The sequence below is a fragment of the Acinetobacter sp. 1542444 genome, from assembly GCF_000581835.1.
In the GTDB taxonomy this organism is placed as follows: Bacteria; Pseudomonadota; Gammaproteobacteria; order Pseudomonadales; family Moraxellaceae; genus Acinetobacter; species Acinetobacter pittii.
The window spans coordinates 154792-180911 of record NZ_JEYA01000002.1 but is presented as its reverse complement, the minus strand read 5'-3'; the positions used below and the strand labels follow the sequence as shown (position 1 = coordinate 180911).

24 protein-coding genes are annotated in these 26120 nt (G+C 39.1%); 16 read left to right on the top strand and 8 right to left on the bottom strand.

The features are described 5' to 3' along the window. Positions 1 to 97 precede the first annotated feature (97 nt). From J580_RS09880 to J580_RS09860, 5 genes are all read left to right on the top strand, one after another. Positions 98 to 1123 carry a type I glyceraldehyde-3-phosphate dehydrogenase gene (locus J580_RS09880; RefSeq protein WP_032004032.1) on the top strand — a complete coding sequence of 342 codons (1026 nt, stop codon included), beginning with the start codon at positions 98 to 100 and terminating at the stop codon, positions 1121 to 1123. 275 nt (positions 1124 to 1398) lie between these two features. Beyond that, positions 1399 to 2565: an ATP phosphoribosyltransferase regulatory subunit gene (locus J580_RS09875; protein WP_032004031.1), complete on the top strand. Its 1167-nt coding sequence runs from the start codon at positions 1399 to 1401 to the stop codon at positions 2563 to 2565. A 63-nt stretch (positions 2566 to 2628) separates the two neighbouring features. Further along, positions 2629 to 3948, top strand: coding sequence for an adenylosuccinate synthase (locus tag J580_RS09870; RefSeq protein ID WP_002121613.1), 1320 nt, complete (start codon positions 2629 to 2631; stop codon positions 3946 to 3948). A gap of 122 nt (positions 3949 to 4070) precedes the next feature. Beyond that, complete coding sequence (locus J580_RS09865; protein WP_002121533.1) at positions 4071 to 4388, top strand: hypothetical protein; 318 nt, start codon at positions 4071 to 4073, stop codon at positions 4386 to 4388. A gap of 115 nt (positions 4389 to 4503) precedes the next feature. Then, complete coding sequence (locus J580_RS09860) at positions 4504 to 5283, top strand: M48 family metallopeptidase (RefSeq protein ID WP_002121572.1); 780 nt, start codon at positions 4504 to 4506, stop codon at positions 5281 to 5283. Positions 5284 to 5337: 54 nt separating this feature from the next. On the opposite strand, the gene J580_RS09855 is transcribed toward J580_RS09860, so the two are convergent. Together J580_RS09855 and crp are read right to left on the bottom strand one after the other, a co-directional pair. Continuing rightward, complete coding sequence (locus J580_RS09855) at positions 5338 to 6387, bottom strand: NADP(H)-dependent aldo-keto reductase (protein ID WP_032004030.1); 1050 nt, start codon at positions 6385 to 6387, stop codon at positions 5338 to 5340. 159 nt (positions 6388 to 6546) lie between these two features. After that, positions 6547 to 7254, bottom strand: a complete 708-nt coding sequence (gene crp / locus J580_RS09850; RefSeq protein WP_032004029.1) for a cAMP-activated global transcriptional regulator CRP — start codon at positions 7252 to 7254, stop codon at positions 6547 to 6549. Positions 7255 to 7494: 240 nt separating this feature from the next. On the opposite strand from crp, the gene J580_RS23035 reads away from it, so the two are divergent. The 3 genes from J580_RS23035 to J580_RS09840 all read left to right on the top strand — a co-directional run bounded on the left by J580_RS23035 (position 7495) and on the right by J580_RS09840 (position 8637). Continuing rightward, entirely contained in the window at positions 7495 to 7614 is a 120-nt protein-coding gene (locus J580_RS23035) for a hypothetical protein (RefSeq protein WP_002121587.1), read from the top strand. 78 nt (positions 7615 to 7692) lie between these two features. After that, positions 7693 to 8115: an OsmC family protein gene (locus tag J580_RS09845; RefSeq protein WP_002121528.1), complete on the top strand. Its 423-nt coding sequence runs from the start codon at positions 7693 to 7695 to the stop codon at positions 8113 to 8115. Positions 8116 to 8211: 96 nt separating this feature from the next. Continuing rightward, the gene (locus J580_RS09840; RefSeq protein WP_005076986.1) at positions 8212 to 8637 is read left to right on the top strand and encodes a GNAT family N-acetyltransferase; all 426 of its coding nucleotides are present in this window, start codon (positions 8212 to 8214) and stop codon (positions 8635 to 8637) included. Here J580_RS09840 and J580_RS09835 read toward each other — a convergent pair. Continuing rightward, entirely contained in the window at positions 8634 to 9443 is an 810-nt protein-coding gene (locus tag J580_RS09835) for a M23 family metallopeptidase (protein WP_032004028.1), read from the bottom strand. The genes J580_RS09840 and J580_RS09835 overlap by 4 nt on opposite strands. Positions 9444 to 9742: 299 nt before the next feature. Here J580_RS09835 and clpB point away from each other — a divergent pair, with 299 nt between their 5' ends. Continuing rightward, on the top strand, positions 9743 to 12322 hold the full coding sequence (gene clpB, locus J580_RS09830; protein ID WP_005070314.1) for an ATP-dependent chaperone ClpB: 2580 nt from the start codon (positions 9743 to 9745) through the stop codon (positions 12320 to 12322). A gap of 50 nt (positions 12323 to 12372) precedes the next feature. On the opposite strand, the gene J580_RS09825 is transcribed toward clpB, so the two are convergent. Further along, positions 12373 to 12867, bottom strand: coding sequence for a CinA family protein (locus tag J580_RS09825; RefSeq protein WP_032004027.1), 495 nt, complete (start codon positions 12865 to 12867; stop codon positions 12373 to 12375). 268 nt (positions 12868 to 13135) lie between these two features. On the opposite strand from J580_RS09825, the gene J580_RS09820 reads away from it, so the two are divergent. Next, positions 13136 to 13552 (top strand): hypothetical protein, encoded by a 417-nt coding sequence (locus J580_RS09820; RefSeq protein WP_017386366.1) that lies wholly within the window; start codon positions 13136 to 13138, stop codon positions 13550 to 13552. An 18-nt stretch (positions 13553 to 13570) separates the two neighbouring features. Here the strand turns inward: J580_RS09820 and rlmKL are convergent, their stop codons facing one another. Then, positions 13571 to 15781: a bifunctional 23S rRNA (guanine(2069)-N(7))-methyltransferase RlmK/23S rRNA (guanine(2445)-N(2))-methyltransferase RlmL gene (gene rlmKL / locus J580_RS09815; RefSeq protein ID WP_032004025.1), complete on the bottom strand. Its 2211-nt coding sequence runs from the start codon at positions 15779 to 15781 to the stop codon at positions 13571 to 13573. Positions 15782 to 16020: 239 nt separating this feature from the next. On the opposite strand from rlmKL, the gene J580_RS09810 reads away from it, so the two are divergent. From J580_RS09810 to J580_RS09790, 5 genes are all read left to right on the top strand, one after another. Continuing rightward, a complete protein-coding gene (locus tag J580_RS09810; protein ID WP_032004024.1) occupies positions 16021 to 16365 on the top strand; it encodes a hypothetical protein in 345 nt (114 codons plus the stop codon). Positions 16366 to 16489: 124 nt separating this feature from the next. After that, entirely contained in the window at positions 16490 to 17506 is a 1017-nt protein-coding gene (locus tag J580_RS09805) for an aspartate carbamoyltransferase catalytic subunit (protein WP_032004023.1), read from the top strand. A gap of 12 nt (positions 17507 to 17518) precedes the next feature. After that, positions 17519 to 18754: a dihydroorotase gene (locus J580_RS09800; protein WP_032004022.1), complete on the top strand. Its 1236-nt coding sequence runs from the start codon at positions 17519 to 17521 to the stop codon at positions 18752 to 18754. 213 nt (positions 18755 to 18967) lie between these two features. Continuing rightward, a complete protein-coding gene (locus tag J580_RS09795; RefSeq protein ID WP_032004021.1) occupies positions 18968 to 20395 on the top strand; it encodes an OmpA family protein in 1428 nt (475 codons plus the stop codon). A 93-nt stretch (positions 20396 to 20488) separates the two neighbouring features. After that, complete coding sequence (locus J580_RS09790) at positions 20489 to 21268, top strand: Rossmann-like and DUF2520 domain-containing protein (protein ID WP_032004020.1); 780 nt, start codon at positions 20489 to 20491, stop codon at positions 21266 to 21268. Positions 21269 to 21282: 14 nt separating this feature from the next. Here J580_RS09790 and J580_RS09785 read toward each other — a convergent pair whose 3' ends face one another. The 3 genes from J580_RS09785 to trmB all read right to left on the bottom strand — a co-directional run bounded on the left by J580_RS09785 (position 21283) and on the right by trmB (position 23465). After that, positions 21283 to 21909, bottom strand: a complete 627-nt coding sequence (locus tag J580_RS09785) for a glutathione S-transferase family protein (protein WP_017399349.1) — start codon at positions 21907 to 21909, stop codon at positions 21283 to 21285. A gap of 292 nt (positions 21910 to 22201) precedes the next feature. Further along, the gene (locus tag J580_RS09780; RefSeq protein ID WP_017399348.1) at positions 22202 to 22576 is read right to left on the bottom strand and encodes a hypothetical protein; all 375 of its coding nucleotides are present in this window, start codon (positions 22574 to 22576) and stop codon (positions 22202 to 22204) included. A 172-nt stretch (positions 22577 to 22748) separates the two neighbouring features. Next, positions 22749 to 23465, bottom strand: coding sequence for a tRNA (guanosine(46)-N7)-methyltransferase TrmB (gene trmB, locus J580_RS09775; RefSeq protein ID WP_032004018.1), 717 nt, complete (start codon positions 23463 to 23465; stop codon positions 22749 to 22751). A gap of 145 nt (positions 23466 to 23610) precedes the next feature. On the opposite strand from trmB, the gene J580_RS09770 reads away from it, so the two are divergent. Next, a complete protein-coding gene (locus tag J580_RS09770) occupies positions 23611 to 26049 on the top strand; it encodes an ExeM/NucH family extracellular endonuclease (protein ID WP_032004017.1) in 2439 nt (812 codons plus the stop codon). Positions 26050 to 26120 lie beyond the last annotated feature (71 nt).

The window sequence follows — 26120 nt, the reverse complement described above, 5'->3', positions numbered from 1 at the left end:
AAAACTGTGATTTGGCTAAAAATCTATATTCAATTGGCCTTGACGTGCTTTACTATATGCCTTCTTTAGTTTGTAGTTTTGTTGATAAGGATAGGTCATGCAACGTATCGCCATTAATGGGTTTGGTCGGATTGGACGTAATGTTTTACGCGCCTGGTTCGAAAGCCCAAAACAATTTCATTTTGAAATCGTGGCGATTAACGATATAGCAGATGTCCAGACATTAGTGCATTTATTTAAATATGATTCTACACACGGCCGCTTCAATGGAAATGTAGATATATTCATTGAAAATGAAAAAGTTTTTTTGAATATTCAGTCAAATCAACGAACGCTAAAAGTTGAGGTTTTAAAGCAGAAACAACCTGAACTTTTACCATGGTCTAGTTTAGATATTGATGTGGTACTTGAGTGTACAGGACTGTTCCGTTCTCATGCGGATGCGACACGTCATCTACAAGCAGGGGCGAAGCGGGTCATTATTGGGGCGGCACCTTTTGATCATGTTGACGCAGCCATTGTTTATGGTGTGAACCATAATGAAGTCAAAGTGACTGATCAGATCATATCAAGCGTTTCATGTACTACTCAAGCTTTGGTTCCATTAGTCAAAATCATTGATGATGCTTTTGGTATTGAAACAGCACTTATGACAGAAATTCATGCAGTGACGGCAGACCAATCTGTTCTTGACCACGCACATCGTGATTTACGTCGTGCTAGGGCTTCAGGGCAAAATATTATTCCGACCACGTCTAGTGCGCTTGGTGCATTAAAACGTGTTATGCCTAAAATGGAAGACCGTATTGATGGTTATTCAATTCGTGTACCGACTATTAATGTAGCGGCAATTGACTTAACTTTTATCGCACAATCTCCAATTACAGTGCATCACCTTAATGAAATACTAGTTAAAGCCTCCCAAACAGATTATGTAGAAATTATGGCGGTAACAGATGAGCCTTTAGTTTCGAGTGATTTCAATCATTCACCTTATTCACTCATCGTTGATTTAACTCAGACGATGGTTGTTGGCCATCAAGCTAAAGTATTCGCTTGGTATGATAATGAATGGGGCTATGCAAACCGATTATTGGATTTGTGTGATTCTTTCAAAAGTTAAGTTTGGTTAACTGGCAACAAGGGGATAGCTCAGATATTGGCCCATTCTTTGGTCGAAGAACTTTTGTCTATGATATGAGTGAATGAGAATAAAGTATTGAATATTATTATTAATTCATTAAATCTTCTTTTTGACTTTAGAGTTTATTAAGAAAGATTTATGCAAATTGTCAGGTGCATGGCACAAAGTATCATGCTACACTAAGAGAAATCGGGTGTGTTCCCGATTTTTTTATGTGGGGTCGTTCCACGTTGATCAGATTTTAGGCTTGAAATATGACCATTTCAGAGACATGGTTGCTGCCTGACGGGGTAGCAGATGTATTGCCGGAACAGGCGCAAGTCATTGAAAAACTTCGCCGTGAAGCTTTAGATTTCCTCGCGGTACGAGGTTATCAATTGGTATATACACCATTTATCGAATACATCGAATCGTTGTCTTCATTATCAGAATCAAATCAAGACTTAGATTTAGTAACTTTTAAGGTCATTGATCAGCTCTCAGGCCGTTTACTCGGTGTTCGTGCTGATATGACGCCACAAGTTGCACGTATCGATGCACATGTAAGACCAGTTGAAGGCGTTGCACGTTACTGTTATTCAGGGACTGTATTACATACTAAACCACAAAATTTCAATGCCACACGTGCACCTCTCCAATTAGGTGCAGAGTTATACGGGCATGACAGTATCGAAGCTGATGTCGAAATGGTCGATGTTATGCTGGGGCTGATCGAGAATATCTACACTTTACAAGGCGCACATCTAGATTTGGGCCATGTAGGGTTGTTCCGCAGTTTAGTAAAATGTGCTGGACTGTCAAAAAATGAAGAGCATGAGCTTTCAGATCTTTATCAAAGAAAAGCGTTACCAGAGTTAGCTGAATTTACTCAAAACCTCAATATGGGTTCTGATTTCTATGCACTTGGCCGCTATTCTAGTGATCTAGAAGCATTGCAGGCGAATTTAAGTGCAAACATCTTACAAGATGCTGAGTTTAAATCAGCATTAGATGCACTTAAAACTACACTTGCGCAAATTAAAGGCCGTTGGCCAAATCTCAATATCGGTATTGATGTTGTAGAGCTACGTAGTTATCACTACCACACTGGCTTAATGTATGCGGTCTATGCACCGAATCGTGCTGCGCCTTTAGCGCAGGGTGGTCGTTATGATGGTATTGGTGAGCACTTTGGTCGTGCACGTCCTGCTACTGGTTTCAGTTGTGATTTATATGCCTTAGGTGCAAATCAGTTCGCCGAAATCGAAACTGTAGTTGCTCCAAAAGGCTCAGAACAGGATTTACTCTCAGCAATTTCGAATGCACGTGCTCAAGGTTTACGTATCGTTCAATTGTTAGGTAATGATGATTTAAGTTCTATTCCATATGCGACCCATCAACTCGTGTCGCAAAATGGACAATGGAATATTGAAAAGATTTAATCGCCAACGGTAAATTTTTACTGGTGGTTTCCAATTTTAACAGCATGATGTAATGAGGCTATTATGGGCAAAAATGTTGTGGTACTTGGTACCCAATGGGGCGACGAAGGTAAAGGTAAAATCGTCGACCTGCTCACAGATCAGGCGGCTGCGGTAGTACGTTATCAAGGCGGACATAACGCAGGTCATACTCTTGTCGTAGGTGGTAAAAAGACTGTATTGCACCTCATTCCATCAGGCATTTTACGTGAAAACGTATTGTGCTTAATTGGTAATGGTGTAGTACTGTCACCAGCCGCGTTAATTGAAGAAATGGGAATTTTGGAAGCAGAAGGTGTTCCTGTTAAAGAACGTCTACGTATTTCTCCAAACTGTCCACTCATTTTGCCTAACCACATTGCACTTGATCAGGCACGTGAGAAGAAACGTGGTAATGCTAAAATCGGTACTACAGGTCGTGGTATTGGTCCTGCATACGAAGATAAAGTAGCTCGCCGTGCAGTGCGTGTTGCTGACCTTGTTCGTGGTGGTGCAGCATTAGAAGAAAAACTTCAAGAAATGCTTGAGTTACATAACTTCCAATTAACTCAGTTCTACGGTGTAGAAGCTGTTAAATTTGAAGATGTATTGGCTCTTTGCAACCAATGGCGTGAAGTGCTTGCTCCATTAGTGATTGACGTGACTAAAGTGTTGCATGACTATCGCAAAGAAGGTAAGGCTGTAATGTTTGAAGGAGCTCAAGGCTCACTTCTAGACATCGACCACGGTACTTATCCGTATGTTACAAGTTCAAATACAACTGCTGGTGGCGTAAGCTCTGGTTCAGGTATGGGACCTTTACATCTTGATTATGTATTAGGTATTACTAAAGCTTATACAACACGTGTAGGTGCTGGTCCATTCCCAACTGAATTAGTTTACGATGCAGCTGCTGATTCTGGTGACCCAATTGGAAAACACCTAGGTACTGTTGGTCATGAATTTGGTGCTTCTACTGGCCGTCAACGTCGTTGTGGTTGGTTTGATGCTGAAATTCTTCGCCGTTCTGTAGATGTAAACTCACTTTCAGGTATTTGCTTAACTAAACTTGACGTTTTAGATGGTTTGGAAGAAGTAAAAATCTGTGTAGGTTATGAAAATACAGATTCAGGTTGTGTCGGTTCTTCAGATGCAGTTTCTTTTGAATGCTTGAAGCCAATCTATGAAACTATGCCTGGTTGGAGCGAGTCGACTGTTGGTTTAACTAGTATCGATCAATTACCAGCAAATGCTTTGGCTTATGTTAAGCGTATTGAACAATTAATCGAATGTCCGATTGATATCGTTTCAACTGGTCCAGATCGTGCAGAAACAATTGTTTTACGTCATCCATTCTCTGCTTAATTAGCAAAGATTAAAAAGGCCTCCTGAAAGGGGGCTTTTTTTATACCCGACTAAAGTGCAGTTTTCGTTTTATTAGATTCAGATTAAAACGTTATATATAGATAAGGAAGGATGGGCTCAGGATGAAGCTGCAACCAACTATTTCAAAAACAATTTTTTATTCTTTTTTATTTGCTATTGGTGGTTCACCCACGCTGGCGATGTTGGTTATTTATGGACAGGAATATCATGAAGATTTCTTTATGACCGCTTTTATGAGCTTGTCGGTTTTGTTCGCATGTGTGTTAATTCCTGTTGTACTCATACAAAATAGTTATTTACTCTGGAAAAGGGAAAGTCCTAATCTTGAAGAGAAAGTTAAAACCTTAAGTCATGTTTATTTGGGTTTAAATGTAATCTGTTTAATTTTCTGGATTTATTTGATGACTTTATCTACTTGATCGTTACATAAATACTATGATCATGGAGAAATGAGACATTCAAAGCATCAGTGGTATTTCTTATAATAAGTGCAAAAGAATAAACAGCTTTTTATCGATTTAGGTGATCCGTGTTATGAATAAAAAACTCTTTTTAAGCTTGTGTGCTGCAAGTGTGATGACCATTTCTGGCTGTGCAACAGTAGCGGACATGGCTGGGGCAGATACTGCAACCTTAAATGCTCAATCTGCTCAAGGTTTTAATAAGATGGTGCAGGAAGCACGTGGTAAGGGTGCTCTCGATACAAGCTCTAGTACATATAACCGTATTAATGCTGTATTCAACCGTTTAAAACCATATGCTAACCAGATGAATCAGACTGGTCAACCATTTAGCTGGCAGTTAGCGGTGTTGAAATCAGATACGATTAATGCTTACGTTGCACCTGGTGGCAAGGTAGTGTTCTATACAGGTATTGTGAATAAATTGAACCTGACAGATGCTGAAATTGCAGCTGTTATGGGACATGAAATGACACATGCTTTAGAAGAGCATGCAAAAAGTAAAATCGGTGCACAGGCTTTAACTGATTTAGCTCTAGGCATCGGTTTAAGCTATGCGGGTAATAATGTAGGCCAGCTTGGTACTGCTGCTGCTCAGTTAGGTACACAAGTGGGTGTGGGCTTACCATATTCTCGTAGCTTGGAAAGTCGTGCTGACCAAGGTGGTTTAATGTTGATGGCGCGTGCAGGCTATAATCCAAATGCAGCGATTACACTTTGGGAAAAAATGAATAAGCTTGAAGGTGGCGGTGGTTCATCATTCTTGTCTACTCACCCATCTAACTCACAACGTATTGGTGATATGCGTAAAAACTTACCTGCGGCAATGGCAGTTTATAATAGCCGCAAATAAGATGTAAATTTTATATAGATAAAGGAAACGGATGCTTAAGCATCCGTTTTTTATTTAAGGAGCAGGGTTGGGCTGTTGGGTATGGATGGCCTCAATACCTTTTAGAACTTCACTTGGTAGTTCAATCTCAAATGCCTGAATATTTTCTTTTAGTTGGTCTAAATTAGTGGCACCAATAATTGTGCTGGTCACAAAGAATTGTTGTTTAATAAAAGCCAAGGCCATCTGAGTCAAGCTTAGTCCATGCTTTTCTGCTAGCTGTGCATATTGTTCAGTTGCCCACTCACTTTGAGGGTTACTGTAGCGGCTAAAGCGGGGGAATAGTGTTACACGAGCATTGGTGGGACGAGCGCCGTTTCTAAACTTACCCGTTAAGTAACCAAAAGCCAGAGGAGAGTAGGCGAGCAATCCGACATCCTCATATTTAGCAATCTCTGACATACCTATTTCATAAGTACGGTTAAGAAGACTATAAGGGTTTTGAACACTTACAAATTTACTGACACCTAGCTTTTCGGCTAAATGTAAAAATTTCATAGTGCCCCACGGGGTTTCATTTGATAAACCAATATAGCGAATGCGTCCGCGATTAATCTCTTCTTGTAGAGCAAGTAATGTTTCTTCTAGAGGTGTTGTGTCGTAATCATTTTCAGCTTGCTGATTACCATAAGCGAGCGTACCAAAAAAGTTGGTATGACGTTCAGGCCAATGCAGTTGATAAAGATCGATATAGTCCGTTTGGAGGCGTTTAAGTGAACCATCTAGAGCTTTGGCAATATGGTCACTGTTAAAGCGTGTATTGCCTTCTCGAATGTGTGTTCCTCCAAAGCCCGGACCTGCAATTTTAGATGCGAGAAAGACTTTGTCACGTTGTCCATGTTGGGCAAACCAATTACCAATAATCGTTTCAGTTGCACCATAAGTTTCAGGTTTTGGCGGAACGGAATACATCTCTGCCGTATCCCAAAAATATAAACCATGGGCCAAGGCGTAATTGAGTTGTTCAAAAGCTTCTTGTTGGGAGTTTTGCTCACCAAATGTCATGGTGCCTAAACAAATTTCTGGAAGTTTAAGGCCTGTGCGACTAAGTGGGTTAAATTGCATACAGCGGAATCCTTGGAAATTTTGAGTTAGCCTAACGGAGAATATGTATTCAACTTAAATCATAAAATTAGAATAGTTTGTAAGTTTTGTGTATTAACTCATTGTTGCATATAAAAAAAGCAAACCGAAGTTTGCTTTTTATTAAAAATTTAATGAATATTATTCTTCATCGTCGTAGTCTTCATCAGAAACAGTGTTTTCTTCTAATGATGCATCAAAAATAAGAATGGCTTTACCATCAGTTTGGATCATACCTTGATCTTCTAAGGTTTTGAGTACACGGCCAACCATCTCACGTGAACATCCAACAATACGGCCAATTTCTTGACGAGTAATGCGAATTTGACGACCATTCGGCAAAATCATTGCTTCTGGTTGAGAAGATAGATCGATTAAACAACGTGCAATACGGCCAGACACATCAATGAACGCAAGATCTGTCATTTTACGGGTCGTATTTTTTAGACGGCGAACTAATTGTGCAAAAACAGCATAGCTTAAGTCTGGGTATTGTTTGCTAAGTTCGTGGAAGTTGTCATAAGAGATCTCTGCAATTTCACAGACATCACGAGTTCGAACTTCGGCTGTACGTTGAGGGTTCGGTTCGAAAAGCCCCATTTCCCCAAAGAAATCGCCCGGATTTAAATACGCAACAACAATTTCACGTTCATCATCTTCACGCAAAATAATTGAAACTGAGCCTTTTAAAATTAAATATAAAGATTTTGACTCTGTTCCGGCATCAACAATTGTGGTTCGTTTTGGATATCTGTTGATGTGAGCACGTTTTAACAATGCTTTAACGGATTCAGGTAGTTGCCCCGGAGATAAAGCATCTGTGCTGAGTTGTGAAAAATTTGAAGTCATGCTTAATATGTTCCGAATAGGGTAAACAATTCACACAAGCTCGAGATGAGCTATTACACAGAAGAGATGAAATTCCTTATCAACTCATTTTATGTTAGTGTACAAAACAAGGGCCTGTTGACATTTCACAGATGGTTGCAACATAAGACAATTCTTTTAGACGTACCAAATAAGAACTATGAAATTTAGCCATTCTAAATAAATAGATCTTAACAACGGAACGTACAAAATAACTTGGTCTTGCGCTATGCCTGCGCTGCTTTAATTGCAACTCAGATTATGGCTGAAATTTCACAAACTTTATTACAAAACTGGACAAAGGATTGCCATTGTCTGGGTTTTGCGTCTTATTTGGATTAATTTTTAGCTATAACGCAATCCATAGATGAAATGTCAACAGACCCTGCTTAAATTTATAATTTTTTTTGGGTAGTTGCAATGCAAACAAGTGTACATTGGCTAGAGAATGTTGCTTTTGAAGCGAAATCGGATAGTGGGCATAGTGTCATCATGGACGGCTCACCTGAGTATGGTGGTGAAAACCGTGGTCCACGTCCTATGGAATTGATATTAATGGGACTTGGTGGGTGTGCTTCGTTTGATATTGTGACTATTTTAAAGAAATCTCGCCAAGATGTGACGAATGTTGTATGTAATTTAAAAGCTGAGCGCGCTGACGCAATTCCGGCTGTGTTTACTAAAATCCACTTACATTTTGTGGTAACTGGTAAAGCTGTGAAAGAAAAGCAGGTTGCAAAAGCAGTTGAATTGTCTGCCGAGAAATATTGTTCAGCAAGTAAAATGCTTTCCGATGGTGGTGTTGAAATTACACATGACTTCGAAATTATTGAAGCGGAATAAGGCATTTTTTTGCTAGCTAGAAATTAAAAAAAGCTGACATTAGAGTTGGCTTTTTTTATTGTCAAAAATAACTAAAAAATAATAGGGAGAAGAAAGGTGAATATTCGTTCTGCTAAATCAAAAGATACTCAAGCTATATGTGATCTACTTAAACAGATGGGATACCCACAGCCTTTTGCTCTTATTCAAGAAAAGTTTGAGATACTCCATAATGACTCTAATTCACAAATTTTGATTGCTGAAGAGAGGGGTAAAATTTATGGTTTTTTATCTCTCTACTTTATTCCGCAAATTGCCTTACAAGGTGACTTTGCCAAAATATGCTATCTGTGTGTTGATGAGAATATGCGTAGCAAAGGTGTAGGGCATTTACTCGTAAAGGAGGCTGAGCAACAAGCCAGACGCCGAGGGTGTGATCGAATGGAACTGCATTCAGGAATGCAAAGACCTTTGGCACATCAATTTTACCTAAGAGAAGGCTATGTCGAAGCGCCAAAGTATTTTCGTAAAGCTTTAAATTAACGAGCTGTATTTAGAAAAAGCTGAGGATCTACCCGAGCATTATTAAGGCTCATGCCCCAATGCAGGTGTGGGCCTGTCACGCGTCCTGTTTTGCCTACTAAACCTAACGTTTCTCCTTGACGGATATGTTGGCCTTTCTCTACTTTAATTGCGCTTAAATGGCAGAACATGCTGACTAAGCCTTGGCCATGATCAATCAATACAGTTTGTCCATTAAAAAAATAAGATCCAGTTTGAATAACCACACCATCTGCGGGCGCAATAACTTTTTGCCCTACTGGCGCAGGAATATCTAAACCTGAGTGAGGCGCGCGTTCTTCACCATTGAAAAAGCGCTTTCTTCCAAAAGAGTTGCTAAATTTCCCTGAAGTCGGGCGTATAAATGTGGGTAGGGTTTGCCATGAGCTCTGTGTAAATGAGGTATACACATCATTTTGTTCTTTTGCTTCTTGAGCGTAGCGGTCTAATTGACTTTGGTTAGGGTTCACATAATCTTGGTTCGTGACTTTAATCCGTTGTTCTGCGTAAGGATAAGACTTAACTTCTATTTGAATCGGGGCTTTATTTGTGTCGAGTTGAATACTGCCGATTGGAGTAGATAATGGAATACCAAGTACAGCATAGCGCTGCTGACCTTCTTGACTAATTAAAACAGGCTTTTGTTGAAAAGTGACCTGAGTAATATCAGTAGTTAGAGGAATAACTGCAATTCCACCAGGTCGTCTAGAGTCTTGCGGAAGCTGAGCGTTTGCCAGTGCCGAAGTAAAAAGACAAGTTGTTGTTAATATAATGTGTTTAAAGTGCATTTTCATTTCAAAACGAGTAGGAAACTAGCAAGATAAACTAAAGCTTAATTACTAAATTCTCAATGAAGACTTTGTGAAAAGCGTAGTAAGAATAAGCATGAATCTAAATATTCAAGCATTTTAATAAAATGTAGCTGAACTGTACTTGAAATATATACAAAACAATCCCATATTATAATGGAGTTTTACTCATTGTTATTTTTATAACATTATGAAAAATATATAAAAATTTATTTGAAATCCGAAGAAGTGTTCCCATCTATTAGACAAGTACAAATTTGTTGTGAGGAATAACAAGAATGCGTTTTGAAAAATTTACAAACCGCTTGCAGCAAGCCCTCTCAGATGCTCAATCTTTAGCGATGGGTAAAGACCATACCGCTATCGCAGGTATTCATATTTTGTCTACCTTGTTAGAAGAGCCATCAAATATTAGTTTGTTGCAACAAGCAGGTGCACGGTTACCTGAACTTAAACAAAAACTTGAACAGGCTATAAAAGATGCGCCCACAATTGCCAATCCAACGGGTGATGTCAACTTAAACCCAGAAGCTGTGAAAGCACTTAATCTGGCAGACAGATATGCGCAAAAAGCAGGTGATGAATTTTTATCAACTGACTGGGTTTTATTAGGTTTGGCAGAGACAGGCGAAACTAAAAATATTTTAAGTGCGGTAGGTGTAACTCCAGACAGCTTACGCAAAGTAATTGAACATATTCGAGGTAATGACAAAGTCATGAGTAATAATCACGAAGACCAACGTGACTCACTTAATAAATATACGATTGATTTAACAGAGCGTGCTTTATCTGGAAAACTTGATCCTGTCATTGGGCGTGACGATGAAATTCGCCGTACTATTCAGGTTTTATCGCGTCGTACCAAAAACAACCCTGTTCTTATTGGTGAGCCGGGTGTAGGTAAAACCGCTATTGTTGAAGGTTTGGCACAGCGTATTGTGAATGGTGAAGTGCCAGAGGGATTAAAAAATAAACGTGTTTTATCCCTCGACTTAGGTTCATTACTGGCTGGTGCTAAATATCGTGGTGAGTTTGAAGAACGTTTAAAAGCTGTTTTAAAAGACTTGGCAAAACACGAAGGCGAAATCATCTTATTCATTGACGAGTTACATACACTCGTAGGTGCAGGTAAAGGCGATGGCGCAATGGATGCAGGTAATATGTTAAAACCTGCGTTGGCTCGTGGTGAATTGCGCTGTGTGGGGGCGACGACCTTAGATGAATATCGTCAATATATTGAAAAAGATGCAGCTTTAGAGCGTCGTTTCCAGAAAGTGCTAGTTGATGAGCCAAGTGTTGAAGATACGATTGCAATTTTACGTGGACTTAAAGAAAAATATGCCACTCACCATGGCGTGCAAATTTTAGACTCTGCGATTATTGCTGCGGCGAAAATGTCTCATCGCTATATCACCGACCGTCAATTACCAGACAAGGCAATTGATTTGATTGATGAGGCAGCTTCTCGTATTAAAATGGAGATTGACTCTAAACCTGAAGCACTTGATAAGCTCGATCGCCGTTTAATCCAGTTGAAAATGCAATTGGAAGCTGTGAAAAAAGATGAAGATGTCGGCAGTAAAGCTGAAGTCACTCATCTTGAAAAACAGATTGCTGAAGTCGAGAAAGAATACAACGATCTTGAAGAAATCTGGAAGTCTGAAAAAACTTTGGTAGAAGGTACTAAACAGGCTCAGGTGGAACTTGATAAAGCGCGTATTGCTTTTGAGAAAGCTCAGCGTGAAGGTGATTTGGCTGAGGCAGCACGTTTACAGTATGGCGTAATTCCAGAGTTGCAAAAACAACTGGAGCAAGATGAAGTTGCAGAGGAGAACGAAGAGCCAAAACTCATTCGTACTAAAGTGACTGAAAATGAAATTGCTGAAGTTGTGAGTGCTGCAACAGGTATTCCGGTTGCTAAAATGATGCAAGGCGAACGTGAAAAACTTCTTAATATGGAAGAGTTTTTACATGACCGTGTTGTAGGGCAAGATGAAGCAGTTGTTGCAGTGTCTAATGCCGTACGTCGTTCACGTGCAGGCTTGTCTGACCCGAATCGACCTAGTGGATCATTCTTGTTCTTGGGTCCAACAGGTGTTGGTAAAACTGAGTTGACTAAAGCACTTGCTAACTTCTTGTTTGACAGTGATGATGCCATGATTCGTATCGACATGAGTGAATTCATGGAGAAACATTCTGTTAGCCGTTTGGTTGGTGCACCTCCAGGATATGTGGGTTATGAAGAAGGCGGTGTTTTAACTGAAGCTGTTCGCCGTAAGCCATATAGTGTTGTGTTGTTTGATGAGGTTGAAAAAGCGCATCCTGATGTATTCAATATCTTGCTCCAGGTATTGGACGATGGCCGCTTAACCGATTCACAAGGTCGAGTAGTAGACTTTAAAAATACGGTAATTGTGATGACTTCGAACTTAGGTTCACAAGATGTACGTGAGCTAGGTGAGGGTGCAACAGACGATGAAGTGCGTACCATTGTAATGAATGCGGTAAGTCAGCATTTCCGTCCGGAATTTATTAACCGGATTGATGAGCTTGTGATTTTCCATTCACTCAAAAAAGCACAAATTCGTGGCATTGCCGATATTCAGTTGGATCGATTACGTTCGCGTCTTGTTGATCGTGACATGAGCCTAACTGTAGATGATACCGCTTTTGATTTATTGATTGATGCTGGTTTCGATCCTGTCTATGGCGCGCGTCCATTGAAACGTGCGATTCAACAACAGATTGAAAACACATTAGCACAAAAAATCTTGTCGGGTGATTTTGTCGCAGGTGATACTATTCTAGTTAAAGGCGAAAATGGGCATTTAGTCTTCGATAAAATGAAACTCAGCTAAGCTTTGTCTGCTAAAACCGAAAAGAGAATATGGAAACATATTCTCTTTTTTTATGGGGAATTAGTTTTTATGGTTGATGTGAGTAAAGCAATTATGGCATCGGAAACTTTCTGAGTTAATGTCTTTAACTTTTGTTCTGAGTGACCAGATAAAAAATAACGATAATGATAAATATGCTGTTGGTAAGAAATGCAAATAAAAAAGGTACCTACAGGTTTTTCTGGGGTTTCACTTCCGCCAGATTTTAATAGCCCAGTACAACTGACAATAATATTAGCTTGTTGAAATAAGCTTTGACCCAGCCTACACATTTCCTCTGTGACTTGAGGTGACTCTGCTGTGTAAGTCTCTATTAACTTTGGATCGATATTTAAAATACTAATTTTAATGCTTGGGTCGTAGCTAATTAAGCCACCCAGTAAAATATCTGCACCACTATTTTTGTGAATAGAAAACTGACTTGTTAAATAACCCGAACTCGCACTTTCAATAAAAGCAATTTTGAGCTGGCGATCTTCTAATAGTTGGCAGCACTGCTGAAGCATTATTTCACCTCGAATGGTGTTTATTTATAAATAAAATCAATTTACAGATAAATTTTAAAATTACAGTAAGTGATTTAGCAGTGTCGTACAAGTCTGAGATAAAAATCTATAAAACAACTTGAATATTCACTAAATGCTTGTGAAATATTTCAGGTTTTAAAATGATCAATGTTAATTGTCGGGAAGTCTATTTATAACATTGCGACATGTTTAAAAAATTGTTAATTTTGTTCGATATAACGAACAATAACAATTTAGGATAAATGCAATGAACAATAAACAAGGACCTGCGCTGTGTATTTTAGGTTTTATTTCGCTAATACCCATCAATGTATGGGCTGCGCAGCCTCTAAGTGAAGGGGCTTTGGCGACACAAACAGGGGCAGTAAATGCAGCTTTACCTGTGATTATTGCGAAAGCTCAAGACGATGCTAAGAAACCAATGATAGAACAACAACAAGCACGTCAGGTGTTAGGGGATAATTATTTACAACAAGTTCGATGGGATGCACTTAGAACAAGTGTACTTTCACCTTATCAAGAACAAAAACAAAATCATGTTATCGATAGTAAGGAAAAGAAGAAACTGGAAATGATGGCATTACCAGAAAGAGCAGATCGATTTACCAAATATGATTTTGAATCAAAAAATGTTCATGGCGAGGTTATTATTACCGTGAAGTAATAATAACCCCTAGTCTTATTAATATTGATCTAGGCCAGGATGTTGAATTTTCCATGCACGGTGGATTTTTTGATTACGTTTAAAATCAGGGCCAATGGTTTCAGAGGTGATTTCTTCAACCTGAAAAATAGCTTCGATTTCTTCGTCCATTTCAAAACCACGATAGTTGTTTGAGAAATAGAGCGTTCCTTCACTATTTAAACGGTTCATTGCACGTTTAATGAGTGAAACATGGTCACGTTGGACGTCGAAAGTACCATAGAACTTTTTAGAGTTTGAGAATGTCGGTGGATCGATAAAAATAAGGTCATATTGTTCGTGACCTTCTTTTAACCACTCAAAACAGTCGCTGGCAAAGAACATGTGCTGTTCATCTGCGTGATCTACAGTCAGGCCATTTAAAACGAAGTTTTCTTTTGACCAGCTTAAGTAAGTATTGGATAAGTCTACACTTGTCGTGCTTGCAGCACCGCCTAAAGCAGCATGTAAGCTTGCTGTAGAGGTATAGCTATATAAGTTCAAGAAGTGCTTACCACGAGCTTCTTGTGCGATACGTAAACGCATTTGACGGTGGTCAAGGAATAAACCTGTATCTAGGTAATCTGTCAGGTTAACTAAAATTTTAGCTTTACCTTCCTGAACGATAAAACGTTTTGAAGCTGTGCTTTGTTTTGTATATTGATTTGTACCAGTTTGGCGCGCACGTGTCTTAATAAAGATAGCATCGCGGTTTAAACCAGTAACTGCACGAATTGCAGCGAGTGCTAAATTAAAACGTTTTTTTGCTTTTTCAGGATCGATTGTTTTTGGTGGTGCATATTCCTGAACATGTAAGCGATCGCCATATAAATCTACAGCGACATTAAAGTCAGGTAAGTCTGCATCATACAAACGTAAGCAATAAACATTTTCTTTCGTTGCCCATTTTTTCAAGGCAGTCATATTTTTTTGCAAACGGTTAGCAAAATCTTGAGCTTCTTCCATTTCAATAGGTTGAGCTTGCCATGTTGCTAAGAATGGCTGAGTTACTTTTTCTGGCTTAATTGAACCAAAACGAATGTAAATTGGTAACTTACCATTCATTAAACGTAAGGTTTCAGGTGCTTCAAACGCTAAAACATCGGCTTTTTCAATTTGCGCTGCAATAATTGCTGCATATTGATTTGGGAAATGTTTTTGTAGAAGTGCAGATAAACCTAAGTAAAGAGAGCGGTTAGATGCTTTATCACCTAAACGTTCACCATATGGAGGGTTAGTCACAATAAATGCAGTTTTGCCTTCAGCTGAAAAATCAGGCCAGTCCGCTAAAGTACGTTCTTCAATTTGAATTTGACCTAATACTTTTTCAAAGCCTGCCGCAATAATATTTTCACGGGTGGCTTTTACAGCTTCCCAGTCTGCATCGTAGGCATAAAACTTAGGTAAAGGTAATTCAAGCGCCTTTTCATGACGTTCTGCTGCTTCAGCTTTGAGTGAAAGCCAAAGCTCGCGGTCATGACCATGCCAACCATTAAAACCAAAACGGCGAACAAGGCCTGGTGCACGGTCAGTCAAAATCATTAATGCTTCAATAATAAATGTACCTGAACCGCACATCGGGTCGAGCACAATCTCTGGCTTACGTTGTTGAAGCTGAGCTTTTTGTAAAATTGCCGCAGCAAGGTTTTCTTTAATTGGTGCATCCGTCATATAACGACGGTAACCACGTTTATGTAATGAATCACCTGATAAATCTAGGCAATATGTATGCTCAGTTTTACCTGCTAAAACATACAACGTAATTTCTGGTTGTTTAGTATCAATGCTCGGACGACGACCTACAGCTTCCATAAAGGAATCTACAACACCATCTTTTGCTCTAAGTGTTGCAAATTGAGTGTTAACCTTAATTTCACGTTCAGCATGTAAGCGAATAGCGAAGGTACTTTGTGGTGCAAAAATAAGTGACCAATCAAAGCTAATCGCACCTTCATAAAGCTCTTCTGCTACATCACGTGCATCGTGTGTATGTTCAAGTTCATAAGTATGAATCGGAAGTAAAACACGAGAAGCAAGACGCGACCACATACAGATGCGGTAAGCATGTTCAAGCGTTCCTTCAATGATTAAACGTCCTGCTTTACGTTCTGTCACTTTGGTGCCAAGCTGTTCTATTTCTTCTTGTAAGAGGGCTTCTAAACCATCAGCACAAGTAATCCAATAGTGGTTTAAACGTAAAGAGGTATTCATAAACTCGATTGACCAAAACATATAAATATTAACGATGCAAAGTTTAACTTATTTTGATGTGTAAAGGTTTTTAAATTATTGCAACCTATCATAATCCAACCAATAAACTGATTTTTAAAGATTAAAACAATTAAAGTGGTATGTATTTTGCTAACTCAATCCTATCAATGGTTATTTAATTAACAAACATAGCCAGTTTTTAACCATTTTATTATTTTAAATTGATGGGGTAATTATAAATGAAAGACATGATGGGGAATGGTTTTATTGCTAATGCAGATGCTTTCTCAGTAGCGACACAAATATATGTACGCATGCGTAGGGTGACGGGGCGAGTAATTGATGCAATGTACGTTGTCCAAAATAAAGATTATGCAAAATATGTCATTGCGCTGGCACTAGAAACAGAGGATGACGAATTAAAACGAAGTGTTGAGCGATTGAAATCGTTGGTTGATACAATACCAGAGCCTTCTCAAAAAGAAAAAATTGCTGTTGTTAAAGTCGATGAAGAGACGGAAATTACCGCTGAGGATATTTATCGGGCTCAAGTTCCGCACCATTACATTGGTGCATTAAGGTAATTGCCAATAAGGTTCTAAATTTTCTGGTCAATTTAGGGCCTTATTCTGTAAAGTTCTTCTGCGAAAAGAGCGGAATTCAGCTACACTATGCACGTTTTCGCGATTCGACCCATAGGAATCCATTATGCATATTGCAGCGTTGCATCAACCGAGCCAGGTTCAGCTCAATCAAGACGGAAATTTAAAACATTTTTTAACGATTGAGGGACTTTCAAAAGAAAACCTCACCAAGATTTTAGATACCGCACAAAGCTTTTTAGATGATAATAATAATTTAATTAACCGTCCGCTCTTAGAGGGATTGACGGTTATGAATCTCTTCTTTGAAAACTCCACACGTACCCGTACTACTTTTGAAGCAGCAGCAAAACGTTTGTCTGCCAATGTACTGAACATTGATATTGCACGTTCAAGTACTTCAAAAGGTGAAACTCTGCGCGATACGCTCTGGAACCTTGAAGCAATGGCAGCGGATATCTTTGTTGTTCGCCATTCATCTTCGGGTGCTGCACATTTCATTGCTAAAGATGTATGTCCAAAGGTCGCGATTATTAATGCAGGGGATGGACGTCATGCGCATCCGACGCAAGCGATGCTTGATATGCTCACCATTCGTCGTGAAACAAAAAAACCATTTGAAGATTTAAGCGTTGCTATTATCGGGGACATTAAACACTCTCGCGTTGCACGTTCTGATGTGGCTGCATTACAAACTCTAGGTTGTAAAGATATTCGTGTGATTGCACCGAATACATTATTGCCAGTGGGCTTTTCTGAATATGGTGAGAATGTCCGCTTGTTTAACAAGATGGATGAAGGTATTACCGATTGTGATGTGATTATTGCCTTACGTATTCAAAACGAACGTATTGACTCTCCAGCGTTATCTTCACAGTCTGAATTCTACAGAATGTATGGTTTAAACAAAGAACGTCTTGGTTTAGCTAAACCAGATTGCATTGTGATGCATCCGGGACCAATGAACCGTGGTGTAGAAATTGATTCAAGTGTTGCTGATGGAGATCAGTCGGTTATTTTGAAACAAGTAACCAATGGTATTGCAGTTCGTATGGCCGTATTGGCGTTATCAATGCAAGGCCAACTCCAAGAGCAAGGTTTAATTGAAGCGATTACGTTGTAAGGAATGGATCACATGAGTATTGTAAAAATTGAAAATGTACGTGTGTTAGACCCAATCCAGAAAACAGACAGCGTACAAACTGTATATATTGAAAATGGCAAGTTGGTTGCTCCAGTTGAGCAAGTTGAGCAAACCATTGATGGCCAAGGTAAATGGTTAATGCCAACCATGGTTGATTTATGCGCGCGTTTGCGTGAACCGGGTCAACAGCAACATGGGACATTGAAATCGGAAGGTAAGGCAGCACGTGCCAATGGTATTTTGCATGTGATTACACCACCTGATTCAAAGCCGATTGTACAAGACAACGGTGCTCTCATTCATGGCTTGATTGAAAAGGCTTGGCATGATGGTGGCATTCACATGCATATCATTGGTGCTCAGACCCAAGGTTTAAATGGTAAACAACCTGCAAATATGGCAGGCCTGAAAAAAGGGGGTTGTACTGCTGTTTCTAATGCAAATGCTGCTTTTGAAAATGACGATGTAGTTATTCGTACCTTGGAATATGCAGCGGGTCTTGGTTTAACAGTCGTGTTTTATGCTGAAGAGCCACAGATTGCTAAAGATGGATGTGCACACGAAGGCTTTATTGCTTCTCGCCAAGGTTTGCCGATGATTCCTGCAATTGCTGAAACTGTAGCAATTGCAAAGTATTTGCTTATGATTGAAGCAACTGGCGTAAAAGCTCACTTTGGTTTGTTATCTTGCGGTGCATCGGTTGAATTAATTCGCGCAGCAAAAGCAAAAGGTTTACCTGTGACTGCCGATGTAGCAATGCATCAGTTGCATTTAACTGAACACTTAACTGATGGTTTCAATTCACTTGCGCATGTTCGTCCACCATTACGTTCTGAGCAAGATAAAGAACTTTTACGTCAAGGCTTAAAAGAAGGCGTGATTGATGCAATTTGTACGCATCATGAGCCTTTAAGCAGTTCAGCAAAAATGGCACCATTCGCTGAAACTCAACCGGGCATTACTGCTTTTGATACTTATGTATCTTTAGGCATTCAGCTCATTAATGAAGGTTTATTTGAACCTTTAGAGTGGGTTGAAAAAGTGACTAGCGTACCTGCGCAGGTTGCCAATATGACTACGCGTTGGGAAGATGAAGCAGGATGGGTATTAGTAGATCCTGAATTAAACTGGACAGTAAGCAAAGACACGATTTTATCGCAAGGGAAAAATACTCCATTGCTGGGTCAAAACCTTACTGGTAAAGTAGTTCAAACTTTTGCTAACTGATAAAACGGTTATTTAAAGTAAATTTAAAATATAAACAGGTAGATCAATAAGATCTGCCTGTTTTGTAAATACTAGATGGAAATTTGTATATAAATTATTTAAAAAACAACAAAAGATTGAGCGCACATTAGAATAAAAAACTATCAGCAAAGAGAAGTATTTGAATAATCAAAAGTTGCTGGTTACGACGTATAAAATTCGGGAGAATAACCAATGTCGATAAACCCTATAGAACTGCTTAAAGAAAAAGTATCATCAACAATATTAGATAATCAGGATGGATACCTAGGCGAAAAATCGAATGCTTTATCTAAGTTTTATCCAATTTTACTTTCATTATTAGCTGCTAAACCTGATCTTATTGGACAATTAAAAAACAGTTTGGCTCCTTCATTATCAGACCTTTTTTCTCATAATGACCAAATCAAGAATACTGTACTGACTCATTTAAGTGGTACAGCACCAAATAATGAAATCGAAAGCACACTCAACAGCGCAATTAAACCTAGTCTTAATGCAATTTCGGACGTTGCCGGAAATGATCAACAGAGTATTGTAAATTATTTACGTCAGCATGCAGATACTATTCGTTCGCATTTACCGGGATGGGCAGTAGGTCTATTAGCTCCTTTAGGACTTGGTGCAGGTTTATCTTCAGTTCCACATGCAACTTCAGCAGCCCCACCATTAGCTGCAGCCAGTGAAAAAACAGGCAAATCTCGTGGGTTCCTCCCTATTATTGCCTTAATTATTTTGGGCCTTATCATTGCTTGGTTATGGCGTTCTTGCCAGCATAAAGAAGCTGTACCAGCACCTGAACCAACGGCTGCCAGTGGTGTTGAAGCAACTACTGCAGCCGCACCTGCGAGTTTAACTTTAAGCACAGATGATAAAGGTGCTGTGAGCCAGTGTCAGGCAGGTATCGGCGATCAAGGATTCTTAGCGACACTACAAACCCAAGTTAAGCAGGTTTTCTCATCAACTCAATATTGTAATGTGGATACCAGTCAAACTTATGCGGCTGGATTTACAGACAAAGATGCACTTGCTGGCGTGCTTGGTGCCTTAAAAGGTGTGCCAAATGCATCTTTAGAATGGATAGGTGACAAAATTACTTTGAAAGCAGGTGATGCAGCAGCGTTAGCAGCATTAACCGCAAAAGTAAAAGCTCTTGTTCCTCACACTGAAGTTGTTTCTACTGCACCAGAAACAGCTGAGCAATCTGTAAGCAATAGCTTAACTGCTTCGCAAACTGCTTTAGGTTCAATTGACCCGAACAATGTCGATGTAAATGCATTAGTAAAAGCACTTAACTTGCAAATCATTAATTTTGCGAGTGGCTCAAGCGATATTCCAGCAGACAATAAAGCTATTCTTGATCAAGCTGCAACACTTTTAAATAAAGTCAGTGGTGTGAAATTAAATGTAGGTGGTCATACCGACTCAACAGGCAACGCTGCGGCAAATAAAGCTTTATCACAAAGCCGTGCTCAAGCAGTAGTCGACTATTTAACATCTAAAGGTGTAGACGGGTCTAAATTAGTTGCACAAGGTCATGGCTCTGATCAGCCTGTTGCAGATAACACGACAGAAGAAGGACGCTTTAAAAACCGTCGTATCGAGTTTTCAGTAGCTCAATAATATTCTGATTTATGAAAAATTAGATATTTTAATTTGAAAAAAGCTTCTCATTTTGAGAAGCTTTTTTGTTGGAACAAATAGTGTTGGATTGATATGAAAATCAGTTTGATTGGGAGTGGGCGAGTTGCCTTTCATTTAGCAAAGGTACTGTTGGCTCAAGGTCATCACATCGTACAAGTCTATGCGCGTGATTTTGAGAAAACCCAAAAGTTTGCAGAGCAGTTTCAGGCAAAAGCATGTCAGTCACTTCGAGAATTTCAACCGGCCGATCTTATCATTTTAGCGGTTTCAGACAGTGCAATTGCAGATATTGTAAAACAAGTTCATGAATTGTTTCCTGAAACACTTATGGTTCATACCTCTGGTAGTACTGATATTGAAGTCATCAGTCATGTGCATAAAAAAGCAGGGGTATTTTATCCATTACAGACATTTAGCTTTGAAAGAGACGTCGATTGGCAAGCCACACCATTATTTGTTGAAGCGGTAACAGATGCGGATCAAGCAATACTTGTAGATTTAGCAAATAGCCTAAGTAAGAGGGTATATCAATATACCTCAAAACAGCGTTTAACTTTGCATTTAGCAGCAGTATTTGCCTGTAATTTTAGTAACTATTGTTTTGATATGGCAAAGCAGGTAGTAGATAAAGAGCAGGTCGACTTTAGTTTGCTCTATCCTTTAATTTTGGAAACAGCAAAAAAAGCGACTGAAAATGATCCAAAGCAAATGCAAACAGGGCCTGCCGTAAGGGGGGATCAAAATATCTTGACAATGCATCAAGGCTTATTGGCTCAAGCAAATCAAGATGACTTAAAACAGGTCTATCAAATTTTAAGTGATGGCATCGTGAAGCGCCATCACTCGGTTTAAAGCTTATTTAAAAATTAAGGTTCGCCGTTATTACCCCATTTTAAGAAACCCGCACGTTGATTTAAACGTTCAAAATATTGGTCAACATGCTTAAGCGTTGGATGGTCAAAAGGAGTGGCTTTCCAACGTTGTACAGACAGGCCAATTGGAATATCGGCCAAGCTAAATTGTGAACCAGCAACATAGGCCTGAGTTTTTGCGAGTTGTTGATCGAGAATCTGCATATGATGATTCCAGTCATCAATACCTTGTTGTAATAAGTTTGGATCTTGATGATCTGGTGAATGTCTCAACAGAGACATAATTGTATAAGTCCAGCTGTTATTCAGCTCGATTGCTTGCCAATCAATCCACTGGTCAACAAAGAATCTTTCTTTCGCTTGAGTAGGGTAAAGCTGATGTTCTTTATCGTAAGCATTGGCCAAATAACGGATAATACTGTTGGATTGCCAAAGGACTAAATCGCCATCTATAACAACAGGAATTTGACCGTTTGGATTTAATTGCAAATATTCAGGTGATTGAGCTGAACGAAAGCCTCGTCCCCAATCTTCTCTTTCATATTCAAGATTTAGTTCTTCACACAGCCATAAGACTTTGCGAACATTGATGGAGTTCTCGCGCCCTAAAATTTTTAACATAGTGTTTTCTGACTTCTCGTGAGTTTAAGTAATTAGTTGTTGAAGCGTTCATTTTTATATGTTTAACATGATTTATGAATATTAATAAGTCTAGAGAATAGATAAAGTGACATTTAAAGAAAATTATAATGAATGAGAGCTTTTTATTTTAGGGGGGAATAAAGGAAATACCTCAAGAGGGGGATGCTGGTACTTGGAAACAAAATGAGTATCCGGTTGTTACGTTGTTTGTATCCGCTTTTAGCAGGTAATAAAAAACCGCACTTCATTTCGGCGGTTCTTTGAATTTTGTTTATTTACATTTGTTCTCTGGCTTGTCTAATTGTTCGCGTAGCCATTCAGAATCTTCTCTTAGGTTTTCTTTAGTATATCCCATTATTCGAACTTCTTCTGAGGCTGATTCATATTCTTTAAATCTACTTAAAATAAAGTCAAAAAGTTCAATATTTTCTTTCCATCCTTTGCAATCTAGAGTTTTGAGTTTATTAGACCTAACTAGATCTTCTTGCTCAGTTTTTGCCTCTGTGGAAATGACTTGATTTCTGTCCGATTGTGTTTGAATGTATCGTTCCATTAACTTGTAATATTTAAGTTCAAAGTCTTCTTGAGTTGAGGCAAAGCAGCCACTTGATACAATTACACAAATTAGAAATGCGAAAGGCTTCATTGTTATTTTCTGTCTAGTTAAAATGGTGGTTATTATTATATTTATATAACTAATAATTCAAAAGTTATTTTCATTTAAATCTTTATACTCAGTTAATTTTTAATTCTACTTATTCACTAGATTGGTTTTAAAATAAAAAAGGCCTAGTAATAAACTAGGCCTTTTTTATTATTTACTTAATCTTCTTAAAGATAAAGTCATTAATTTTATGACCTGACTCAATACCACGGCGTTCAAACTTAGTCACTGGGCGCCACTCTGGACGAGGGTAGCTGTTGCCTTTACCCGCCAAGTTTTCAAGATCTGGACGGTTATCTAAAATATCAAGCATCCATTCAGCATACGGTTCCCAGTCTGTTGCTGCGTGGAATGTACCACCAAGCTCAAGTTTTTGTTCAACCAATTGCATACGCTCGTGAATAACAAAACGACGTTTGAAATGACGTTTCTTTTGCCAAGGGTCTGGGAAGTAAAGTTGTACGCAGTTAATGCTGTTGTCTGGCATTTCACGTAAAACCTGAATCGCATCTGCATCAAGTACACGTAAGTTTTTAACTTCTGCTATACCTGCTTCATAAAGACACTGAGCAATACCAGGTACGTGGACTTCAATACCTACATAGTTGCGTTCAGGGTTGGCTTTTGCCATAAGTACTAATGAACGGCCCATACCAAAACCGATTTCAACAGTTAAAGGACGTTCTGGATGTTCAAAGTGTTGGCGTAAGTCACCAACAGGATATTCCAAAATTAAATCGCGATGTTGTTCTAATGCCGTGCGTTGAGACGTATTAAGTGGTGCTGAACGACGCATAAACGTCACAATTTCACGGTGTTCAGGCAAATTGTCTAAGTCTGCAATTTGCGTTTCTAACTGATCGATCGACATAACCTTGGCAATATTGAAATTCAAATGCGGTATTTTAAGTCTTCATGTGGTCAAGTCAAATGTTTCGGTGTTTTTCTTCATGTAGATGTCATGTTCAATATTTAATCTAAGAATCTATATAAATTTCAAATGAACATATTTACTCATGAAAACTTTTCAATTACGCACACTTTCTGTGCTATTAGGGACACTTGGTGCTTTTACATATAGTCCTTGGGCACAAGCACAGCTCATGTTTAGTCAATATGTTGACGGCAGTAGTAACCGCAAAGGTTTGGAAATTTATAATCCAGATGGGACTACAGTTAATTTAGCCGACTATGAAATTCAACAATTTAATAATGGCGGTACAGCAAAAACAGCAACTTTCCGTTTACAAGGATCGTTAACCAGTAAGCAGAAGTTTTTGGTAGGCCGTTCTGAGTTGCAGGCTGAACTTGGTAGTAAAGTCAATCAGGTCGCTGCATTATCTTTTAATGGTGATGATGCCGTTGTGCTTGTGTACAAAGGCATACCTGTAGACCGTTTTGGGCGTATTGGTGAGCGTCCGGAAGCTGGATGGGGAACAGCCGTTTCAAGCCTCGGAAATAGTTTTAAGCGTATTGAAACTGAGAACCCAGTTTTAAGTATTGATGCAACCACTACATTTGATTTGGACCGTTCATGGTTGGCTTGGACAAACCGAAATGACTTTTCAAATTTATCGGGTTCTACAACACAGCCACCTGTTGAAACGGTGAGTTGTTCAAGCTCGGATACACCAATTGCTGATTTAGCAACCGCAGCACAAAACCAGACTTATACCGTACGTGGGGTGATTACAGCTGACTATCGTTATGCCAATGGCTTCTCTGGTTTTTATGTTCAGACACCAGACACAAAAGCACGTGCAAATGTCAGTAATGCTATTTTTGTTTATGTTCCAAATAGCAGCGTTGTAAAAGGTGGTCAAGTTGGCGATGAAGTTATTTTGCGTGGTCGTTTAACGACTTATCAAAATCAGCTACAGATCGATCAATTACAACAAGATATTCAAACTTGTAATAGCAATATGGTAAATCAGGTTCAGCCGATTAGCCTCGAACTTCCGTTTACTAGTTTAACAGGTGGTTCAACCCATTCTCCGCAGCGTTATCAAGGTATGTTGGTTAAATTACCTCAGACTTTAACGGTAAGCGAGAATTACAATTATGGTCGCTATGGTGAATTATCTCTAAGCTTAGGGCGTTTATATATTCCGACTAATTTATATCCTGCACTATCTCCAGAAGCTAAAGCTCTTGCTCAGAAAAATTTATTGTCGAAAATTATTTTTGATGACGGCTATAACAACCAAAACCGTACTCCATGGTTACCGACAAATTTTAGCGCTGCTAATACGCTACGTTCGGGTTATCAACTTAAGAATGCTGAAGGTATTTTAGAGTATCGTTTTAATGGTTGGCGTGTGCAACCTGTGCCTGGACGCAATCAACCTGAAGTAATTACTCAAACAAACCCGCGTCAAAGTGTCATTACCAAAAATGCCAATCACATCCGTGTAGCTTCATTTAACGTTTTGAACTATGACAATGGTGCAACTGGTTTTCCAACAGAACGTGGTGCAACAACACAAGCTGAGTTTGATAAACAGCACCGTAAAATTGTGAGTGCGCTCAAAGCGATTGATGCCGATGTTTACGGTTTAATGGAAATTGCGAACAATGGTTATGGGCCTAATAGTGCAATTGCCAATTTGACCAAAGCTTTAGGTAGCGACTGGAAATACGTTGTTCCTGAAAACTTAGACCGTTTAGGTGGTGATGCGATTGCGGTTGCTATTATTTATAACAGCAAGCGTGTTAAACCTTTAAATAAGCCTGTTGTGCTTGATTTGGGCGACAAGAACCGAACAACATTGGCGCAAAGTTTCCAAGCAGTTCGCGGCAATAAAACGTTTACTGTTATTCCAAATCACTTGAAATCGAAAAGCTGTAGCGGGGTGGATGCTAGCTCTATTGATGCAGACCAAAAAGATGGTCAAGGCTGCTGGAACCCGACTCGTGTGAAAGCTGTTGATCAAATTGTGCAGTGGTTGGCGAAAAATCCAACTCAAGTCCCTAAGCAAAATGCTTTACTTGTAGGGGATATGAACAGCTATGCAAAAGAAGAACCTATTTTGTCATTTGAAAAAGCAAACTACAAAGTTTTGCTTAATGACGCTAAGGTAGGACAGGGTGCAGAGGCATATAGCTATGTGTTTGGTGTTGCGAGTGATGCCAACGGTAATGGTGGAGCAGGTAATTTAGACCATGCAATTGCTGACGCAGCTCTATATCCAAAAGTAGTGAGAACCTTTGCATGGCATATCAATGCAGATGAGCCAACCGTTTTAGACTACAACGAAGAATATAAAACGGATGAGCAAAAGGCATTGTTCTATGGTGAAGATGCTTATCGTTCTTCAGACCATGATCCGGTAATTGTTGATCTGGATTTAAATGGTAAAGATTCAAGCCAGCCTGATGATGATAAGAAAAATGGTATTTTTGATTTCTTAACTGAATTAATGAATTGGCTTAGTCAGCTTTTTAAACGTAATTAATGGAAAAATTGCGTGACGTAAATGTGTTTTATCATATTTTAAACAATCGTCACGCAAGACAACTTGCAAGG

What these genes read in the sequence shown, in the direction of transcription:
- trmB (WP_032004018.1), bottom strand. Translation starts at nt 23,465, where the DNA reads ATGTCGATCGATCAGTTAGAAACGCAAATTGCAGACTTAGACAATTTG.
- J580_RS09865 (WP_002121533.1), top strand. Translation starts at nt 4,071, where the DNA reads ATGAAGCTGCAACCAACTATTTCAAAAACAATTTTTTATTCTTTTTTA.
- J580_RS09870 (WP_002121613.1), top strand. Translation starts at nt 2,629, where the DNA reads ATGGGCAAAAATGTTGTGGTACTTGGTACCCAATGGGGCGACGAAGGT.
- J580_RS09770 (WP_032004017.1), top strand. Translation starts at nt 23,611, where the DNA reads ATGAAAACTTTTCAATTACGCACACTTTCTGTGCTATTAGGGACACTT.
- J580_RS09790 (WP_032004020.1), top strand. Translation starts at nt 20,489, where the DNA reads ATGAAAATCAGTTTGATTGGGAGTGGGCGAGTTGCCTTTCATTTAGCA.
- J580_RS09805 (WP_032004023.1), top strand. Translation starts at nt 16,490, where the DNA reads ATGCATATTGCAGCGTTGCATCAACCGAGCCAGGTTCAGCTCAATCAA.
- J580_RS09795 (WP_032004021.1), top strand. Translation starts at nt 18,968, where the DNA reads ATGTCGATAAACCCTATAGAACTGCTTAAAGAAAAAGTATCATCAACA.
- clpB (WP_005070314.1), top strand. Translation starts at nt 9,743, where the DNA reads ATGCGTTTTGAAAAATTTACAAACCGCTTGCAGCAAGCCCTCTCAGAT.
- J580_RS09875 (WP_032004031.1), top strand. Translation starts at nt 1,399, where the DNA reads ATGACCATTTCAGAGACATGGTTGCTGCCTGACGGGGTAGCAGATGTA.
- J580_RS09820 (WP_017386366.1), top strand. Translation starts at nt 13,136, where the DNA reads ATGAACAATAAACAAGGACCTGCGCTGTGTATTTTAGGTTTTATTTCG.
- rlmKL (WP_032004025.1), bottom strand. Translation starts at nt 15,781, where the DNA reads ATGAATACCTCTTTACGTTTAAACCACTATTGGATTACTTGTGCTGAT.
- J580_RS09880 (WP_032004032.1), top strand. Translation starts at nt 98, where the DNA reads ATGCAACGTATCGCCATTAATGGGTTTGGTCGGATTGGACGTAATGTT.
- J580_RS09810 (WP_032004024.1), top strand. Translation starts at nt 16,021, where the DNA reads ATGAAAGACATGATGGGGAATGGTTTTATTGCTAATGCAGATGCTTTC.
- J580_RS09780 (WP_017399348.1), bottom strand. Translation starts at nt 22,576, where the DNA reads ATGAAGCCTTTCGCATTTCTAATTTGTGTAATTGTATCAAGTGGCTGC.
- J580_RS09785 (WP_017399349.1), bottom strand. Translation starts at nt 21,909, where the DNA reads ATGTTAAAAATTTTAGGGCGCGAGAACTCCATCAATGTTCGCAAAGTC.
- J580_RS09800 (WP_032004022.1), top strand. Translation starts at nt 17,519, where the DNA reads ATGAGTATTGTAAAAATTGAAAATGTACGTGTGTTAGACCCAATCCAG.
- J580_RS09835 (WP_032004028.1), bottom strand. Translation starts at nt 9,443, where the DNA reads ATGCACTTTAAACACATTATATTAACAACAACTTGTCTTTTTACTTCG.
- J580_RS09855 (WP_032004030.1), bottom strand. Translation starts at nt 6,387, where the DNA reads ATGCAATTTAACCCACTTAGTCGCACAGGCCTTAAACTTCCAGAAATT.
- crp (WP_032004029.1), bottom strand. Translation starts at nt 7,254, where the DNA reads ATGACTTCAAATTTTTCACAACTCAGCACAGATGCTTTATCTCCGGGG.
- J580_RS09825 (WP_032004027.1), bottom strand. Translation starts at nt 12,867, where the DNA reads ATGCTTCAGCAGTGCTGCCAACTATTAGAAGATCGCCAGCTCAAAATT.
- J580_RS09860 (WP_002121572.1), top strand. Translation starts at nt 4,504, where the DNA reads ATGAATAAAAAACTCTTTTTAAGCTTGTGTGCTGCAAGTGTGATGACC.
- J580_RS09845 (WP_002121528.1), top strand. Translation starts at nt 7,693, where the DNA reads ATGCAAACAAGTGTACATTGGCTAGAGAATGTTGCTTTTGAAGCGAAA.